The sequence below is a fragment of the Plantactinospora sp. CNZ320 genome (assembly GCF_002846275.1).
This window is the reverse complement of record NZ_PJMP01000001.1, coordinates 417987-434148: the sequence shown is the minus strand read 5'-3', so window position 1 is coordinate 434148 and position 16162 is coordinate 417987. Positions and strand designations below refer to the sequence as shown.

The 16162-nt window shown below is 70.5% G+C and carries 19 protein-coding genes; 9 read left to right on the top strand and 10 right to left on the bottom strand.

The features are described from left to right. Nucleotides 1-82 precede the first annotated feature (82 nt). Genes CLT71_RS01740 through CLT71_RS01730 form a run of 3 tightly spaced genes read left to right on the top strand, consistent with a single transcriptional unit; the run spans nt 83 to nt 1844 of the window. A complete protein-coding gene (locus tag CLT71_RS01740; protein ID WP_101371053.1) occupies nt 83-460 on the top strand; it encodes a PadR family transcriptional regulator in 378 nt (125 codons plus the stop codon). 2 nt (nt 461-462) lie between these two features. Next, nucleotides 463-1176: a hypothetical protein gene (locus CLT71_RS01735; protein ID WP_101365534.1), complete on the top strand. Its 714-nt coding sequence runs from the start codon at nt 463-465 to the stop codon at nt 1174-1176. Nucleotides 1177-1202: 26 nt separating this feature from the next. Further along, complete coding sequence (locus CLT71_RS01730; RefSeq protein ID WP_101365533.1) at nt 1203-1844, top strand: nitroreductase family protein; 642 nt, start codon at nt 1203-1205, stop codon at nt 1842-1844. A 124-nt stretch (nt 1845-1968) separates the two neighbouring features. Here the strand turns inward: CLT71_RS01730 and CLT71_RS01725 are convergent, their stop codons facing one another. Further along, a complete protein-coding gene (locus CLT71_RS01725; RefSeq protein WP_486482984.1) occupies nt 1969-2562 on the bottom strand; it encodes a PadR family transcriptional regulator in 594 nt (197 codons plus the stop codon). 52 nt (nt 2563-2614) lie between these two features. Here CLT71_RS01725 and CLT71_RS01720 point away from each other — a divergent pair, with 52 nt between their 5' ends. Further along, complete coding sequence (locus tag CLT71_RS01720; RefSeq protein WP_158242149.1) at nt 2615-3385, top strand: DUF998 domain-containing protein; 771 nt, start codon at nt 2615-2617, stop codon at nt 3383-3385. A 140-nt stretch (nt 3386-3525) separates the two neighbouring features. On the opposite strand, the gene CLT71_RS01715 is transcribed toward CLT71_RS01720, so the two are convergent. Next, nucleotides 3526-4026 (bottom strand): DoxX family protein, encoded by a 501-nt coding sequence (locus CLT71_RS01715; protein WP_101365531.1) that lies wholly within the window; start codon nt 4024-4026, stop codon nt 3526-3528. A gap of 386 nt (nt 4027-4412) precedes the next feature. Here CLT71_RS01715 and CLT71_RS01710 point away from each other — a divergent pair, with 386 nt between their 5' ends. Then, nucleotides 4413-5237 carry an IclR family transcriptional regulator domain-containing protein gene (locus CLT71_RS01710; protein ID WP_101365530.1) on the top strand — a complete coding sequence of 275 codons (825 nt, stop codon included), beginning with the start codon at nt 4413-4415 and terminating at the stop codon, nt 5235-5237. A 30-nt stretch (nt 5238-5267) separates the two neighbouring features. On the opposite strand, the gene CLT71_RS01705 is transcribed toward CLT71_RS01710, so the two are convergent. Genes CLT71_RS01705 through CLT71_RS01690 form a run of 4 tightly spaced genes read right to left on the bottom strand, consistent with a single transcriptional unit; the run spans nt 5268 to nt 8483 of the window. Beyond that, a complete protein-coding gene (locus CLT71_RS01705; protein ID WP_101365529.1) occupies nt 5268-5630 on the bottom strand; it encodes a hypothetical protein in 363 nt (120 codons plus the stop codon). Beyond that, entirely contained in the window at nt 5627-6508 is an 882-nt protein-coding gene (locus CLT71_RS01700; protein WP_101365528.1) for a DODA-type extradiol aromatic ring-opening family dioxygenase, read from the bottom strand. Before CLT71_RS01700 ends, CLT71_RS01705 begins: the two co-directional genes overlap by 4 nt. Before the next feature lie 11 nt (nt 6509-6519). Then, nucleotides 6520-7335 carry a citryl-CoA lyase gene (locus CLT71_RS01695; RefSeq protein WP_101365527.1) on the bottom strand — a complete coding sequence of 272 codons (816 nt, stop codon included), beginning with the start codon at nt 7333-7335 and terminating at the stop codon, nt 6520-6522. After that, on the bottom strand, nt 7317-8483 hold the full coding sequence (locus CLT71_RS01690) for a CaiB/BaiF CoA transferase family protein (protein WP_101365526.1): 1167 nt from the start codon (nt 8481-8483) through the stop codon (nt 7317-7319). Before CLT71_RS01690 ends, CLT71_RS01695 begins: the two co-directional genes overlap by 19 nt. 195 nt (nt 8484-8678) lie before the next feature. On the opposite strand from CLT71_RS01690, the gene CLT71_RS01685 reads away from it, so the two are divergent. After that, a complete protein-coding gene (locus CLT71_RS01685) occupies nt 8679-10124 on the top strand; it encodes an amidohydrolase family protein (protein WP_101365525.1) in 1446 nt (481 codons plus the stop codon). 407 nt (nt 10125-10531) lie between these two features. Then, complete coding sequence (locus CLT71_RS01680; protein ID WP_101371051.1) at nt 10532-11614, top strand: calcium:cation antiporter; 1083 nt, start codon at nt 10532-10534, stop codon at nt 11612-11614. A 45-nt stretch (nt 11615-11659) separates the two neighbouring features. Here the strand turns inward: CLT71_RS01680 and CLT71_RS01675 are convergent, their stop codons facing one another. Both CLT71_RS01675 and CLT71_RS37320 read right to left on the bottom strand, forming a co-directional pair. Beyond that, nucleotides 11660-12448, bottom strand: coding sequence for a class I SAM-dependent methyltransferase (locus tag CLT71_RS01675; RefSeq protein ID WP_101365524.1), 789 nt, complete (start codon nt 12446-12448; stop codon nt 11660-11662). 147 nt (nt 12449-12595) lie between these two features. Further along, entirely contained in the window at nt 12596-13015 is a 420-nt protein-coding gene (locus tag CLT71_RS37320; RefSeq protein WP_486482983.1) for a MerR family transcriptional regulator, read from the bottom strand. On the opposite strand from CLT71_RS37320, the gene CLT71_RS01665 reads away from it, so the two are divergent. Beyond that, entirely contained in the window at nt 12936-13364 is a 429-nt protein-coding gene (locus tag CLT71_RS01665) for an alpha-ketoglutarate-dependent dioxygenase AlkB (RefSeq protein ID WP_101371049.1), read from the top strand. The two genes, CLT71_RS37320 and CLT71_RS01665, sit on opposite strands and share 80 nt — an antisense overlap. Before the next feature lie 49 nt (nt 13365-13413). Here CLT71_RS01665 and CLT71_RS01660 read toward each other — a convergent pair whose 3' ends face one another. After that, on the bottom strand, nt 13414-14082 hold the full coding sequence (locus tag CLT71_RS01660; protein ID WP_199187473.1) for a winged helix-turn-helix transcriptional regulator: 669 nt from the start codon (nt 14080-14082) through the stop codon (nt 13414-13416). Between the two features lie 87 nt (nt 14083-14169). Between CLT71_RS01660 and CLT71_RS01655 the strand changes: the two genes are divergently transcribed. Beyond that, nucleotides 14170-14970, top strand: a complete 801-nt coding sequence (locus CLT71_RS01655) for an alpha/beta fold hydrolase (protein ID WP_101365523.1) — start codon at nt 14170-14172, stop codon at nt 14968-14970. Nucleotides 14971-15109: 139 nt separating this feature from the next. On the opposite strand, the gene CLT71_RS01650 is transcribed toward CLT71_RS01655, so the two are convergent. Further along, nucleotides 15110-15934: a TerC family protein gene (locus tag CLT71_RS01650; RefSeq protein ID WP_101365522.1), complete on the bottom strand. Its 825-nt coding sequence runs from the start codon at nt 15932-15934 to the stop codon at nt 15110-15112. Between the last annotated feature and the right edge of the window lie 228 nt (nt 15935-16162).

The following is a 16162-nucleotide window of genomic DNA, read 5'->3' as shown; positions in this document are numbered from 1 at the left end:
GCGGGCCGGACCGGTCGGCGGTGCTCGCCCAAACACGGAACCGGTATATCGGTCCGCAAAATAGCTTGGTATTATGTTCCGCATGATAGCGGCGGAGCACCAGCCGAGCGACGACAACGACCGGCACACCCAGCTGCTGCGCGGCGTGCTCGACATGTGCCTGCTGGCGCTCCTGGCCCGGCAGCCAGCCCACGGCTACGAGTTGGTGCGCCGGATGGAGACGGCCGACTTCGGTGTGCTCAGCTACGGCACCATCTATCCGCTGCTGACCCGGATGCGTCGGCTGGGCCTGGTCGCCGACGAGCAGCAGGCGAGCCCGAACGGCCCACCCCGGAAGGTCTACGCACTCACCGAGCTCGGCCGGGCACACCTGGATGCCTGGCAGAAACAGTGGAACCACTTCGCCGACACCGTCGGCGCCCTCCTCGACCCATCCGACCAAGACCCCAGCAGGAGTTGACCGTGGACAGCATCGACAGCGTCATGGCCGAAGCCGAGCGGGCCTGGCGGTCCTACGGGGTCGGCCGGGTCGATCGGGCGGCACTCGCCGCCGATCTGCGCCTCGATCTGGAGGCCGCGGTGGCCGACGGCGGCGACCCGGCACAGATGGTCGGCGGCGACGTGACCGGATTCGCCAGGCGGCTCGCCGAGGAGGCCGGCGTCCAGCGGGTACGCCGAGACTACGGCCGGCTGCTCCGCACCGCGCTGGCCGGTGCGGTACTCGGCAGCGTGCTCGGGTACGCCGTGATGGCCGTGCTGTATCCGGTGTTCGTACACCTGGTGGACATCCCCCGCTCGATCGAGATACCGATCCTGCTCGCCGTCGCCGTCTACTACGGTGTGCCCGCCGCGGTCGTGGTGACCGGCGCGGTCGTCGCGGTCCGGATCCGGCTCTCCGACATGCCGCAGATCAGGAGGACGGCCCGGCTGATGGCCCTGCTGCTCCCGGTCGCCGGCATCCTCGTCACGCCACTGACCATCGCGTTCGCCTGGTCGACGAACTACAGCACGGCCCCCGAGGTGGTGCTCACCGAGACCGCCATGGTGCTCGCCGCGCTCGTCGGCGCCACAATCCTGGCCCGCCGACTGTCTCTTCGGCAGAGCCGGAAGTCCACCGATTCCACCGATTCCGCCGACCCCAGCGGCCCGTACCCGGCGCAGGCCACCTCGGCCTGACAGCTCGACGGTGGCAGGATCTACCCATGGAGTTCGCCGAGGTGATCCGCCGCCGCCGGATGGTCCGCCACTATTCCGACCGGCCGCTCGGTCCGGAGGTCGTCGACAGGATCCTGGCCAGTGCGCTGCGCGCACCGTCGGCCGGCTTCTCCCAGGGCTGGGCCTTCCTCGCGCTCACCGACCCGGCCGACCGGGCCAGGTTCTGGCCCTTCGTCCCCACCCGGGTCGCACAGACCCCGACCATGCAGGACGCACCGCTCGTCGTGGTGCCCCTCGCGCACAAGGCCGCCTACCTTGCCCGGTACGCCGAAGCCGACAAGGGCTGGACCGACCGCTCCGAGGCCCGCTGGTCGGCACCGTACTGGTACGTCGACACCGGCATGGCCACGCTGATGATGCTGCTGACCGCCGTCGACGAGGGGCTCGGTGCCTGCTTCTTCGGCATCACCCCGACGGCCGGCGACGACTTCGATCCGGTGGTGGCGGTTCCCGCGCACACGGCCGCGTTCAAGGCCGAGTTCGGCATTCCCGACGAGTACGCGCCGATCGGTGGCATCTGCGTCGGCTACCGCGCCGACGACCTGCCGCCGCAGAACCCCGCCATCGCGGAACGCCGCCGCGACCGCGACGATGTGATCCACCGTGGACAGTGGGGTCGCAGGTCCTGAACCGGGTTCTTAGCTCCTGAGCCGGGTTCTTAGCTCCTGAGCCGGGTTCTTAGCTCCTGAGCCGCCGCCACAACTTCAGGCCCGGACGGGGTTCGGTGCTGGCCTGGGCGCCGGCCGGCGCGGTTCAGCGGAAGGGCCCGGGTGCGCCGTCGACGAAGGGCCAGGTGATCCGCTCCGCCCGCAGGTCGGCCACCAGGTCACGCACGTAGTGCAGTTCCGCGTCGATGACCTGGCGCCGGTATTCCGTCTCGATCGCGAAGAGTCGGGGCAGGAACGTGGCGACCTCGGCGATCTCCCGGTCCAGGGCGGCGAGCCGTTCCTCCAGCCGGGTCACCCGCAACGTCAGCGCCTCGACCGCGTCGGCCGGGGAGAGGTTCGGCAGGAACGACAACGCGGCCGGAAACTCGGGATACTCCGCCGCCGGGCTGGCGAGCATCGCGCGGAGCCAGTCGGTCAGGGTCGCCCGTCCGGCGTCGGTGATCCGGTACGTCGTGCGCTCCGGGCGGTTCTCGGCGCGTTCGGTCGCGGCGACGGCGACGAGTCCGTCCCGGAGCAGGCGCTGGATCGTCTGGTAGACGCTGTTGCGCTGGCTGACGTTCACCACGTCGTCCTTGCGGCGCGTCTTGATCAGCTGCTGCATCCGGTACGCGTGCATCGGCTCCTCGGTGAGCATCGACAGCACGGCCAGCGCGAGGACGGATCGGCGTGGTTCGGGCACGGCACGAGCCTATCGACACCTCAGAATTAGACATAACATGTATAGTCAGTTTATGACTACGGCCCCTCACCTCGATCCTGCCGCCGGCCCCGACAACGCTCGCCGCGACAGCCGCCCCGCCGTCCAGCCCGGACACCCGCTCGCTCGGCGGCTCGCCCTGGGCGCCGTCATCGGGCCGGCACTCTTCACCCTCGCCTGGCTCGTCCTCGGTGTCGTGAGCGACGGGTACACGCTCTTCGGTCACCGGTTCACCGACTACTCGCCGGTCAGCCAGCCGATCAGCGGGCTCGGCATGGGCGCGACAGCGCCGTACATGAACAGCGCCTTCGTCGTCACCGGGCTGATCCTGCTCGTCGGGGTGATCGCGGTGTTCCGGGCCGTCCCGACCGGCCGGCACGGGCTGCGCCGCTGGTCGGCGGTACTGCTCGGATGCAGCGGCGTCGGGCAGGTCGTCTGCGGGATCTTCAACCTCGAGGCGGTACTGCCACACACCCTCGGCTTCGTGCTCGCCATCGGTACACCGGTCGTCGGATTCCTCGTCGCCGGTTACTACTTCCGGGGCGTACCCGGCTGGCGGCGGTTCGGCAGCTGGCTGCTGCTCGGCAGCCCGCTGACGCTGATCCTGCTGGTCGCCTTCTTCGCCACGTTCCAACCGACCGCCGACGGTGCCGAGCAGGGCGTCGCGGGGCTCGTACAGCGCATCGGCGTACTCGAACTGCACGCCTGGTTCGTGGCGATGGGCTGGCTCGCGTACCGGCGTACTCCGGCCTCATCCCTGCGTGCGCGGGGAGCAGACTGCTTGACCCCCAAGGCCACCGGGTGATGTCGGCACCGCCGGCGCTGACCTGCCCCGGTGGGCCGAATGCACTTCGGCCACGACACTGACCAGAGGGGACCTCCCGAGGCCGGCCCCGGCACCCGTGGCCGGGTCTGGCCTGGTCTGGCTCAGTGCGGTCGGAGCGATCAGTCGCCGGCGGCGAGGGCACGGCGCCGTCGTAACAGCGGCGGTACGCTGCCGAGCAGCCCGACGGCCAGCGCGAGGGTGCCCCAACCGTAGCCGGCGAACCCGTCCAGCCCGAGCAGGTGGTCGAGGGACCAGGCACCCGGCCCGGTGTACGCCAGCACGACTGCCAACGCACCGTAGACGAACGCCACCTCGTAACCGCCGAGGTGTGCCCAGAGCCCGTTCGGCAGGTTGACCGAGGCGGCCACCACCATCGTGCCGAGCACGATCGCCGCGCCGAGCGGGGTGGCCAGGCCGAGCGCGATCAGTGCCGCGCCGAACAGTTCGGCGACACCGGCCAGCAGCGCCATCTGCCGGCCGGGCCGGAAGCCCCAGGTGTGGAAGGTGGCGCCGGTCCCGGCGGGACCCTGGCCGCGGAACCAGCCGAAGAGTTTCTGGCTGGCGTGGCCGAAGAGCAGTGCCGCGAGGAGCAGCCGGAGCAGCAGCAGTCCGAGGTTCACGCCGCACCCACCGAAACCGGCACGGCAGGCCAACCGGCTGACCGCCGAGCGCGGACCGGACCGATGGCGACGGCATGTGGGACTGCGGTCTGCGGCGCCATAACCTGCTCCTCCGATAACTCGGCTCTGCGGCCGTCGACTGCGTCGCGGACGTTCGTCCGCTACGCGGACGCGGCGCACCTCACAATCTCCGCCGCCGCTTGAGGCATGTCAAGACTCGCTGTGGAAACATTTGCACCCGCGTCCGGACTGGTGTTCGCTTGACGGTCAGGGTGCACCGAGCGGAGGCGACGGCGGGACCGAGGCGGCAGCGACGACCGAGGCGGCAGCGACGACGGATGCGACAGCTCGGCGGATGCGGCAGCGACGACGGATAGAGGCGGACGATGGCACAGCGTGGCGAAGGACCCGACTTCATCGAGGCCCTGGCCCGAGGGCTGAAGGTCATCACCGTCTTCCACGCCGACCATCCCCGACTGACCCTCAGCGAGGTCGCCGCCGCCGCCGGACTGGCCCGACCTACCGCCCGACGCTTCCTGCTCACCCTTGAGGAACTCGGCTACGTCCGTGCCGAGGCGGGCAGCTACGAACTCACGCCCCGGGTGTTGGAGCTCGGCATGGCGTACGTCGGGGCGCTCTCGCTCTGGGACGTCGCCCGCCCGCACATGCAGGAGCTGGTCGCCGCCACCGGGGAGTCCAGCTCGATGGCCCAGCTCGACGGCTCGGACATCGTCTACATGGCCCGGGTCGCGGTACCGAAGATCATCGCACTGCGGGTGCAGATCGGCACCCGGTTCCCGGCGAGCGTGACCTCGCAGGGCAAGGTGCTGCTCGCCGCGCTCGACCGGGAGACGCTCGGCACGGCGCTGGCCCAGCCCAGTCGTTCCGGGGTGGAGCCGAAGGTCCGGCACAGCCGTACCGCGCTGGACGCCATGCTCCGCGAGGTCCGCGCCCGGGGCTGGGCGCTCGCCGACGACGAACTCGCCCCGGGCATCCGCTCGATCGCGGTGCCGATCCGGGACGGCCACGGCACGGTCCGGGCCGCGATGAACGTCACCGTCAACTCGGCCGAGACCAGCGTCAAGGTACTCGTCGAGCAGCATCTGCCGCGACTCATCCAGGCGGCCAGCGCGATCAGCGCGGACTGGGCCCGCTGGCAGTCCCGGCCGCAGGTCGAGGTGGCCGGCGCCGCCACCGCCGCCCGGCACTGACCGCGGCGACAGTGGCGGCGTCGTCGCGGCTCAGGTCGCGATGTCCGGGTACGGGAGCGCGAAGTGTGCCAGCCGGGCCGCGTAGTGCTTCTGGAAGCCGAGCGGTTCGGGGTGGTCCCGTTCGAACATCGCGATGAACAGGGTCAGGGTCAGGAACGGGTGCGCCCCGAGCTCGAAGAGTTTGACGTAGTCGTGGCTGGCCAGCGCCTCCCGCTCGGTGTCGGTGAAGCGCAGCCAGGTGCTCGCCTCGCCGGTGTGGCAGTTGAGCACCGCGTTGGCGCGTTCGGCCTCCCACCAGGTGACGGTGCCGCGCGGGTCGTCCCGGTACCGCTCGACGAGTTCGGCGTCCCGGTCCACCGTGTAGAGGAACTTGTTCAGCAGGTATCTGCTCACGACGCCACCCCCGTCCCGCCCGGTACGCCGTTCGGATACCAGGTGAAGTACGCCTCCATGGTGTGGAACAGGTCGAGGGTGTCGACGTGGTCCGCCTTGGCGCCCGCCCCGGCCACCCCCATCATCAGCATGAAGTCCATGAAGCCGTGGGTGGCGTTGCCGGGCGAGTGCAGGCTCTCCAGGGTCACCTCGGCCAGGCAGCGCTCCAGGTCGCCGGTGGCGATCCACTCCACCGCCTTCCGGTCGAACTCCGGGTCCGGGCCGTGCGGGCCGAACTGGCGGGGGCCGCCGAGTTCCAGCGACAGGTGCCCGGTGCCGACGATCGCCACCCGCAGGTCGCTCGGCCAGGACTCGACCAGTTCCCGGACAGTCTGGCCGAGCTGCACGAACCGCTTCGGCTGCGGCAGCGGCGGCGCGAAGATGTTGGTGTAGATCGGCACGATCGGCAGGTCGGCCTCGGGGCGCAGCGTGATGATCGGGCAGGTGATGCTGTGGTCGATCCGCAACTCGTTGCTGAACGCCAGGTCGAAGCCGGCGTCCAGCCCTTCGCGCAGCAGGTGGGCGGACAGCTCCTCGTGGCCTTGCAGCAGCATCCGGGGCAGGCCGAACTCGCGTTCCTCGTTGTACCAGTTCGCGTCGTAGAACGGGGCCTTGCCGATCAGGAACTGCGGCATGTTGTCCAGCCAGAGCTGGTGGAAGTGGTCGGAGCCGACCATCACCAGCACGTCGGGGTTGGCCCGGGTCAGCGTCTCCCGGAAGGCCAGGATCTTGCGTACCCACTCGTCCGCGAAGGGTGGCCGGTCCTCGCCCTGTGCGGTGCTGGCCCGGTAGTAGAACGGATGGTGGGTGGAGGCGATCACCGCGGCGATGGTGGCCATCGCGGCTCCTCTCAGGCGGGGTCGGGGGGTGTGTAGCGGGCGTTGCGGTCGACGGTGCGGTAGATCTCCATCCCGGTGCCGGTGCGGCGTTCCTCGGCCAGGTGGCCGAGCAGCCCGGCGGCCCGGGCCAGCAGCGCGAAGCCGCGCAGCAGCTCCGGCGGCAGCCCGAGGTCGGCCAGGGCGGCGCCGCAGACACCGGCACCGTTCAACGGCAGGGTACGACCGAGCACCTGCGGATGGACCCGGCCGATCGCCTCGAAGAGTCGCAGGTGGGGACCGCGCAACCCCTCCCGCTCGGCGAGCGCGATCAGCACCGGGGTACGCGGGTCGCGTACCCGATGCACCGGGTGACCGAGTCCGGGGACGAGCCGGCGCTCGGACCGGGCCCGGGTGACGGCGGCCAGCGCGAGGGTGTCCCAGCCGGCGTCGTCGGTCGGCGCCTCGGTCGCCCCGGTCAGTTCGGTCAGCTCGGCCAGGGTGTCGGCGAGGAACCGGCCGCTGTCCTCGGTGACGCCGAGGAACCGGGAGCCGCCGCCGAGCAGCCCGGCGGCCAGCGCGCCCTGCAACGCCTCCGGCGCGCTCTGGTAGGTGACCCGGGCGGCGATCGCGGTCGGGGTGAAGCCGTGGTCGGCGAGCGAGACGAGTACCGCCTCGAAGACGCGCACCTGGGCCGGGCTGGGTCGGTGCCCGGCGACCAGCCAGAAGGCGAGTTCACCGAAGCCGACCTGGCCGATCATCTCGGTGGCGAGGTCGTGGCCGAGCAGCCGGATCGTGTCGGCGTCGGAGGTGCCGATCGAGGTGGGGAAGGTCAGTTCTTCGTCAGCCACGCGCGGATCTCCTCGCCGTGCTCGTCGAGCCCCGGTGGGGGCAGGTCGTACCGGGGACGGGTGGCCGAGAAGGTGATCGGGTTGCGGACCATCGGCACCGCGTCGGCCCCCTCCCCCAGCGTCACCACCGGGTCGAGGCCGACCTGCTCGGCGAAGGCGACCCCGCGGTCGATGGTGTTGATCGGCGCGCACGGCACCCCGGCGGCGATCAGGTCGGCGAACCACTCGTCCCGGGTCCGGGTACGCAACCGCTCCACCAGCAGCGGGCGGAGTTCCTCGCGGTTGGCGGTGCGGTCCTGGTTGCGCCCGAACCGGGGGTCGTCGACCAGTTCCGGCAGCCCCAGCACCTCGCAGAGTTTGCGGAACTGACCGTCGTTGCCGGCGATGACGATCAGTTCGCCGTCGGCGACCGGCAGCGGCTCGTACGGGAAGAGGCTCGGGTGTGCGTTACCCATCCGGTACGGCACCGCCCCGCCGGCGACGTATCCGCTGCTGTGGTTGACCAGCCCGGACAGGGCCGAGGAGAGCAGGTTCACCTCGACGTGCTGGCCCCGGCCGCTGGTCGTCCGGTGGTGCAGCGCGGCCAGGATGCCGATGTTGGCGTGCATCCCGGCCATCACGTCGAAGACCGAGATGCCGGCCCGGTAGGGCGAGCCGTCCGGGTCACCGGTGAGGCTCATCAACCCGGAGATCGCCTGCACCATCAGGTCGTAGCCGGGCAGCGAGGCGCCGGCTCCGGTGCCGAAGCCGCTTATCGAGGCGTAGACGATGCCGGGGTTCTCCGCCGCCACCGACGCGTAGTCGAGGCCGAACCGCCGCATGCCGCCGGGCTTGAAGTTCTCGATCATCACGTCGGCGCGGGCGGCGAGGGCCTTGGCCACGGCGAGATCCTCCGGTGTCCGCAGGTCGAGGGCGATCGACCGCTTGTTCCGGTTGATCCCGAGGTAGTAGGTGGCCACCCCGTCCCGGACCGGCGGCATCCAGGTACGGGTGTCGTCCCCGGCCGGCCCCTCCACCTTGATCACGTCGGCGCCGAGGTCCGCCAACAGCATCGTGGCGTACGGGCCGGCGAGGATCCGGGAGAAGTCCGCGACCACCAGTCCGGCCAGCGGTCCCGGCGTGTCACCGGTACCCGGCTGATCCGCCATGCGCCTGCCTCCGTCCGTCTCGCGGACGTTTGTCCGTGCTCGTCAGTCTGTTCGCGACCAGCATCGCTGTCAACCTTCGGCCCTGAGTACTGCTCGTTGACAGGCGCGAAACGCCGGGACAATAATTGCGCCACCTTTTGCGCCCGCCATACGGACGATCGTCCGCGTGGATCACTCCGCCGATAGGAGTCGACGATGGCCACGACCGAGTCCGACCGCCCGGTGCTGCTGCGCGACGGGCTGGTGCTGACGATGGACGACGCGCACACCGTGCTGCCCGGTGGCGACGTGCTCGTGGTCGGCGACCGCATCGCCGAGGTGGGCGTCGGGCTGACCGCTCCCGACGGCGCACTGGAGATCGACGCCAGCGGCGGCATCGTGATGCCCGGAATGATCGACACGCACCGGCACATGTGGCAGACCGCGATGCGCGGCTACGGCGCAGATTGGACGCTCACCCAGTACTTCGTCTGGTACTACCTGGAGTCTGGCAAGCTCTTCCGGCCCGAGGACATCTACGCCGGCAACCTGCTCGCCGCCATCGAGGCGATCGACGCCGGAGTCACCACCACCGTCGACTGGTCGCACGGGCTACAGACCCCGCAGCACGCCGACGCCGCGGTCGACGCCCTGGAGGCGGTACCCGGCCGCTTCGTCCTCGCCTACGGCAACATCCAGCAGGGACCGTGGGAGTGGGCGACCAGCCCCGAGTTCCGCGACTTCGTCGAGCGGCGCATCACCGGCCGGGGCGACATGCTCGGCTTCCAGATGGCCTTCGACGTCACCGGCGACCCGGCCTTTCCGGAGCGGGCCGCCTTCGAGGTCGCCCGCGAACTCGGCGTACCGGTCACCACCCACGCCGGGGTCTGGGGCGCCACCAACGACGACGGCATCCGGCTGATGCACGAGAACGGCTTCATGACCCCGGAGACCGTCTATGTGCACGCGGCCACACTGACCCGGGACTCGTACAACCGGATCGCCGCCACCGGCGGGTCGGTCTCGGTCTCCACAGAGAGCGAGCAGAGCGCCGGCCAGGGCTACCCGCCCACCTGGCAGCTACGGCAGCACGACATCCCGGTCTCGCTCTCCATGGACACCAGCGTCTGGTGGAGCGGTGACCTCTTCACCGCCATGCGTGCCACCCTCGGCGCGGACCGCTCCCGGGAACACCTGGAGGCGCACGGCCGGCAGGAGACGATCACGCACTGCCACCTGCGCGCCGAGCAGGTGGTCGAGTGGGCCACCCGAGGCGGCAGCCGCGCCCTCGGCCTGGACGACACGCTGGGCAGCCTGACGTCGGGCAGGAAGGCGGACATCGTACTGATCAAGAACGACGACTCGCCGGTGATGTTCCCGATCCTCAACCCGTACGGCCACGTGGCCTTCCAGGCGCAGCGCGGCGACGTGCACACCGTCCTGGTCGACGGCCGGCTCGTCAAGCACCAGCACCGGCTGGTCGGCGTCGACCTCGGCCAGGCGCGGCGCGCGGTGGAGCGGACCGTCGAGTACCTGGTCGAGTCGATGGGGCAGGACGCCTGGGTGCAGGGGATGAACCCGGACGTGCCCGAGACGAAGGTGCGGGACAACCCGTACACGTACACGGAGTGGGACGCCGGCTCGGCCCAGTGGAAGCGCTGAGCGCGGAGCGGCTGGGCCGCGATCTCCGATGTGGCCGGTGACGAGCCGTCGCATGCTCGACGGACACGTCTGGAGGGTGCTCCGGCAGGTGGCGTTCACCGGTAGCACCCGGACCCGCGTCCGGTCGGCCAACGCATCGAACCGCGCGGACGCCAGGGCCTTCCGACGGTAACGGTCTCGGCCAGTCGATCTCCAGTAGGTGGGTCCGTGCTGGTCATGGCCGGTGAGCCACCGGGTAAAGTGTCCGTCGTGCCGGCACAAGCGGGCGTGGACCGCCACCGGAAGGAAGAGCATTGACACCGCCACCGGCTGCCACGTCGGGTAAGACGATCAACCGTTCGGCCAACGCTCTCCCGCTGCTCGCGGTGCTGGCCCTGGTGGCGGTCTGGGGACGTGACCTGCCCGTCATGGTCGAGATCGTCGTGGTGATCCTGCTGGCCGGCTCGGTGCTCGCCGCGGTGCACCATGCGGAGGTCGTCGCGCACCGGGTCGGAGAGCCGTTCGGCTCGTTGATCCTGGCGGTCGCCGTGACCGTCATCGAGGTCGGCCTGATCATCACGCTCATGATCTCCGGAGGTCCGGGTACGGCCTCGCTGGCCCGGGACACCGTCTTCGCGGCAGTCATGATCACCTGCAACGGGATCGTCGGGGTGTCACTGCTGGTGGCCACCTCGCGCGGCCGGGTGACGCCGTTCAACGCCGAGGGTACGGGCGCCGCGCTGGCCACCGTGCTCACCCTCGCCGTGCTCAGCCTCGTCCTGCCCACCTTCACCACCGGCACGCCGGGTCCGGAGTTCACCGGGGCCCAACTGGCGTTCGCCGCAGTGGCGTCGCTGGTGCTCTACGCACTCTTCGTCGTGGTGCAGAACGTCCGCCACCGGGACTACTTCCTGCCGGTGGACGACGGAATCGTCCACCGGCGCCGCAAGCCCGTGCCGGCGGTCGCAGGCGTGAGCGTAGGCGCCAACGCCGATGGCAACGCCGAACGGGACGACGACGAACTGGACGACGACGAGCACGCGGCGGCACCGTCCACGCGTACCACGCTTGTCAGCCTCGGGTTGCTCGTCGCCGCCCTCGTCGCGGTGGTCGGGCTGGCCAAGGTGGAGTCCGCCACCATCGAGAGCGCCGTCACCGGCGCCGGCATGCCGCACGCGGTCGTCGGCGTGCTCATCGCCCTGCTGATCCTGCTGCCGGAGACGATCGCCGCAGCCCGCAACGCCCGCCGCAGGCGGATGCAAATCAGCCTCAACCTCGCCCTCGGCTCCGCCATGGCAAGCATCGGCCTGACGATCCCGGCCATCGCGATCGCCTCGATCTGGCTCGACGGTCCACTCCTGCTCGGCCTCGGCCCGACCCAGATCGTGCTGCTGGGGCTGACCGCCGCCGTCAGCATCCTGACCATCATGCCCGGCCGGGCCACGGTGCTCCAGGGCGCCGTGCACGTCTCCGTCTGCGCCGCGTTCCTGTTCCTCGCCGCCAATCCCTGATCCGGCCGGGTCGGTTACCGCCGATCACCGGCCCGTTGCCGTTCATCAGCGAGGAGTCGGCTTGACCGCTCGGGTGGCGAAATAGCCGGGTAGCCAGCCGGCGGTGGCGTCGCAGTGGTGTGGTGCCTCCGCGAACCCGACGACGACGAATCCGGCGGCGAGCTGCCCGCCGATCTGCTCGGCGAGCGTGTGGCTGTACTCGAGCGCTGCGTCCGTACCCCAGAGCCGCTCGCGCTCCTCGGCCGGAACGTGCGTGAGGTCGCTGTACGGCAGCCGGTGCCGTACCACCAGTTCGCCGCGCTTGTCCAACGCCTCGTGGTCGAAGAGGAAGACGTCGGGGTTGACGAAGCCGCAGAGCAGCGCGCCGCCCGGCCGCAACACCCGGAAGCACTCCCGCCAGACCGGGGCGAGCTCGGGCACGAAGAGGTTCGAGACCGGGTTGAAGACCAGATCGAAGGAGGAGTCGGCGAAGACCGACAGGTCGCGCATGTCGCCGAGGACCGTCCGCAGCTCCAGACCATCCCGGTCGGCCACCGTCCGGTCCTGTTCGAGCTGCCGTGGTGAGTTGTCGAAGACGGTGACGCGGGCGCCGGCGGCCGCGAGCGTCGGGCCCTGCTGTCCGCCACCGGAGGCCAGGCAGAGTACGTCCACGTCCGCGAGGTCGGCCGGGAACCAGGCACGGTCGACCGGCTGGTAGCCGATCAGTACGACGGACCAGTCCCCGGCCCGCGCCCTGGCGATCGTCTCCGCCGGGACCGGGCGCGACCACTCGTTGCCCTTCTCGACCTGCCGGTCCCACGCGGCTCGGTTGTGCATCACCGGGTCAGGGTTCATCCGCCACACGGTAGCGGCCGCACCCCGGATCGCCGCCGGGTTTTCCAGGCGCACCGGACGGGTGCGGCCGGGGTTGCCGGACGGGGGCGACCGGAAGCTGCCGGGCGGTGGTGGCCGGAGGCTGCCAGGCGGTGGCGGCCGGGCCGGTCAAACCGGTGGCAGCCCGGAGGTGAGGTCGAGGGCGGTGCTGATGAGGGCGTGGGCGCGGGCGGTGATCGCGGTCAGCAGGCCGTGCGCGTGTTCGTCACTGTGCCGGGTGGCGGCCTGCAGGGCGTGCAGGGCATTGTCGAGTTGGTCGAGCCTGGCGTCGAGGTCGTCGGCCACCGGCTGCCGCAGGGCCGCCGCGATCTCCTGCAACGGCACGCCCTGAGCCTCAAGAGCACGGATCGCGGTGATCCGCTCGACCACCTCGGGGTGGTAGAGCCGGTAGTTCCCGCCCGACCGGGCAACGGGGCCGATCAGATCCAGACCTGTGTAGAAGTCGACTGTGCGCGGTGAGACGCCGGCCTGCGCGGCCACCTCCCCGATCCGCAACAGTGTCGCGTCGACGGTCCACCTCCATGCCACGCTCGGCTCCCGCGGAAATCGTACAGCGATCGGCGGAACGCCCCGACGACACCTGACCGGCCACCACCGCCAGACCTGTCCGGCAGGAGGGTGGTCCGGTCGGGGCCTGGTCCCGGAGAGCAGGATCGCGGTCGTCTCGCTCGGCGCGACGCGTCGCATCGTGTTCCGCAGCATCGATCGGGCCCACCGCACCGAACTCGCGCTCGAACACGGTTCGGTGCTCCTGATGACTGCAGCGACACAGCGCCTGTGGGCCCACTCGGTCCCCCGGATGCGCGACGCGGGTCGTCGGTTCAGCCTGACCTTCCGCAGTTTCCAGCCAGCACCCGCTGCGGAGCCAGACGCCTGACCAGCCCTGGGTGTGCTGCTGACCTGATCACGACGTCGTTCTGCCCGTCTCAGCACGGGGGTGCCGCCGACACCGGGACCACTGCGGGAAAGCACCGCAGAAGAAGCTGTGCCGACCGGCGGTCGCCCTCGACGGCGGCCTCGCCGGCCCGCTCGGCCTCGGCCAGCGACCGGCCGGTGAAGACCAGGGACTGCAGGGTCGGCGCGTCAGCGGTGACGGTGACGTCCGCATCGTCGGCCTCGGCACGCGCCACCTCGAAGCGTCCCCCGGCGACCCGGAGCCGGAAGATGTCGTCGCCGATACGCAGCTGACACGTCACCGCCAGGTCACCGGCGAGGTCCGGGGCGAAGGTGGTCCGCAACGCGAAGGCCAACGCGTCAACGCTGAGGTCCGGCTCCGTCGCGGCGTCGAGCGGAATCCGGGTCCCCCAGCGACCCAACGCGACCAACACCGGTTCCAGTTCACGTCCACGGGCGGTCAGTTCGTACACCCACACCCCGGCCGGTGGTCCGAGCCGACGCCGGCGCACCAGGCCCGACTGCTCCAGCTCGCGCAGGCGCTGGCTCAGGACGTTGTCGCTGACCCGTGGCAGCCCGTGCCGCAGCTCGGTGAACCGTTTCGGACCGAAGAACAGCTCACGTACCACCAGCAGCGCCCATCGCTCCCCCACCACGCCGAGCGCTCGGGCTATTCCGCACTGATCGTCGTAACCCCGCATCCGTCGATCATAATGCTACTTGTTTTTCAGGAGCGGCTGCTCCTAGCCTAGGAGCCGGTCAACAGCTCCCCAAGCTAGGAGACAGAGATGGCCCGGGTGACCTCGAAGGACGGCACGTCGATCGCATACCGGCGCACAGGCAGCGGGCCGGCCGTCGTCCTGATCGGCGGGAACCTCGACGACGGCGCGGAGAACGAACCCCTCGCCGCGGAGCTGGCCGAGCACTTCACGGTGTACAACTACGCCCGCAGGGGCCGAGGCGACAGCGGTGACACCCCGCCGTACGCGGTGGGTCGTGAGGTCGACGACCTCGCCGCGCTGATCGCCGAGGCGGGTGGCCAGGCCCACCTGTTCGGCGCGTCCTCGGGCGGGGCACTCACCCTGGAGGCCGCCTCGGCCGGGCTTCCGATCGGCCGCATCGCGGTCTACGAGGTGCCGTACATGACCAGCGCCGAGGCGACCGACTACTTCCGGGCGTACGTCGACGACCTGAAGCGCGCCCTCGGCGAGGGCCGGCGCGGCGACGCCGTGGAACTGTTCATGCGACTCGCCGGCTCGCCCGAAGCGGACATCGCCGCCGCGCGGAACTCGCCGGTCTGGCCGCATCTGGAAAGGCTCGCTCCGACCCTCGGCTACGACGCGGACTGCCTGGGCGACGGGCGGCCCCCCACCGCCCGGCTCGGCACCATCACGCAACCGACGCTGGTTGCGACCGGCGGAGCCGCCGACCCGCACACCGGCGGGCTGCAACCCGGCTTCTTCGACGACGCCGCTGACGCGATCAGCGCCGCCATCCCCCGTGCGGAGCGTCGGATCATCGAGGGGCAGACCCACGTGCCCGACCCGAAGACCTTCGCCGGCACGCTCCACGAGTTCTTCACCCGGTAACCGAACGCCGGCACAGCGGCCGCATCCACCATTGCCGGCCGCCATCGTCCACGCCAGCATGTGGTCTCTGCTGAGGTGGCAGAACCGCCGTTCTGACGCACCCACAGGCGGACGAAGCCCGCACCGAACGCTCGCGCTCTCAGCCGTCCGACGGGGTGGAGTCCTTCGGCTCCGCTGACTCGACGGTCTCCGCTGACTTGACCGCCTCGGGTGACTTGACGTAGGTGGGGTGCAGGTGCACGGGCCGCGCCCCCCGCCGCTGCTGACGTGCCCGTACCCGCAGGTTGAGGAACTCGACGAAGATGGAGAAGGCGATCGGGCCGTACACGTAGCCCTTGGGGATGTGCTGGTCGAAGCCCTCGGCGATCAGGCTGGCGCCGATCAGCAGCAGGAACGACAGGGCCAGCATCTTGACAGTCGGGTGCTCATTGACGAACCGGCTGACGGCACCGGCCGAGATCAGCATGATCACCATTGCGACGACGACGGCCGCCACCATGATGAACAACTGGTCCACCATGCCGACCGCGGTGATCACCGAGTCGAGCGAGAAGACGATGTCGAGGACCAGGATCTGGGCGATCACGGCCGCGAACGACGAGGTGCCCCGGGCCGAACGGCCGTGTTCGGCGCCCTCCAGATGCTCGTGGATCTCATAGGTCGCCTTGCCGAGCAGGAACAGGCCACCCAACAACAGGATCAGGTCGCGGCCGGAGATCTCCTGCCCGAAGACCGTGAAGAGGGTCGCGGTCAGCCCGATCACCCAGGAGAGCGAGGCCAGCAGCAGCAACCGGGTCACCAGGGCCAGCGAGAGGCCGATGGTGCGGGCACGCGCCTGCTGGTGCTCGGGCAGCCGGCCGGCCAGGATCGAGATGAACACCACGTTGTCGATGCCCAGTACCACCTCGAGCAGCAGCAGCGTCGCGAACGCCACCCACAGCTCGGGACTGCTCAGGAACTCCATCTCACCCTCGACATCTCGGCGTGCCGGCGCGAGGCCGCCAGCAGGTGGGCAAACCATACAGTGCCACGTCCTGGTGAAGGTGCGACGGGCACGGGTTGCCGGGCCGGGGGCGGCACCACAAGTGACGCGGCCGGGACTTCGATCAGCGTCGTCGGGTTGGCGTACCGGTGTGGCCGCCACCTCGACGCACACCGACGGTCCGGAGGAGGTTGCGTTGCGCCTCCCGGA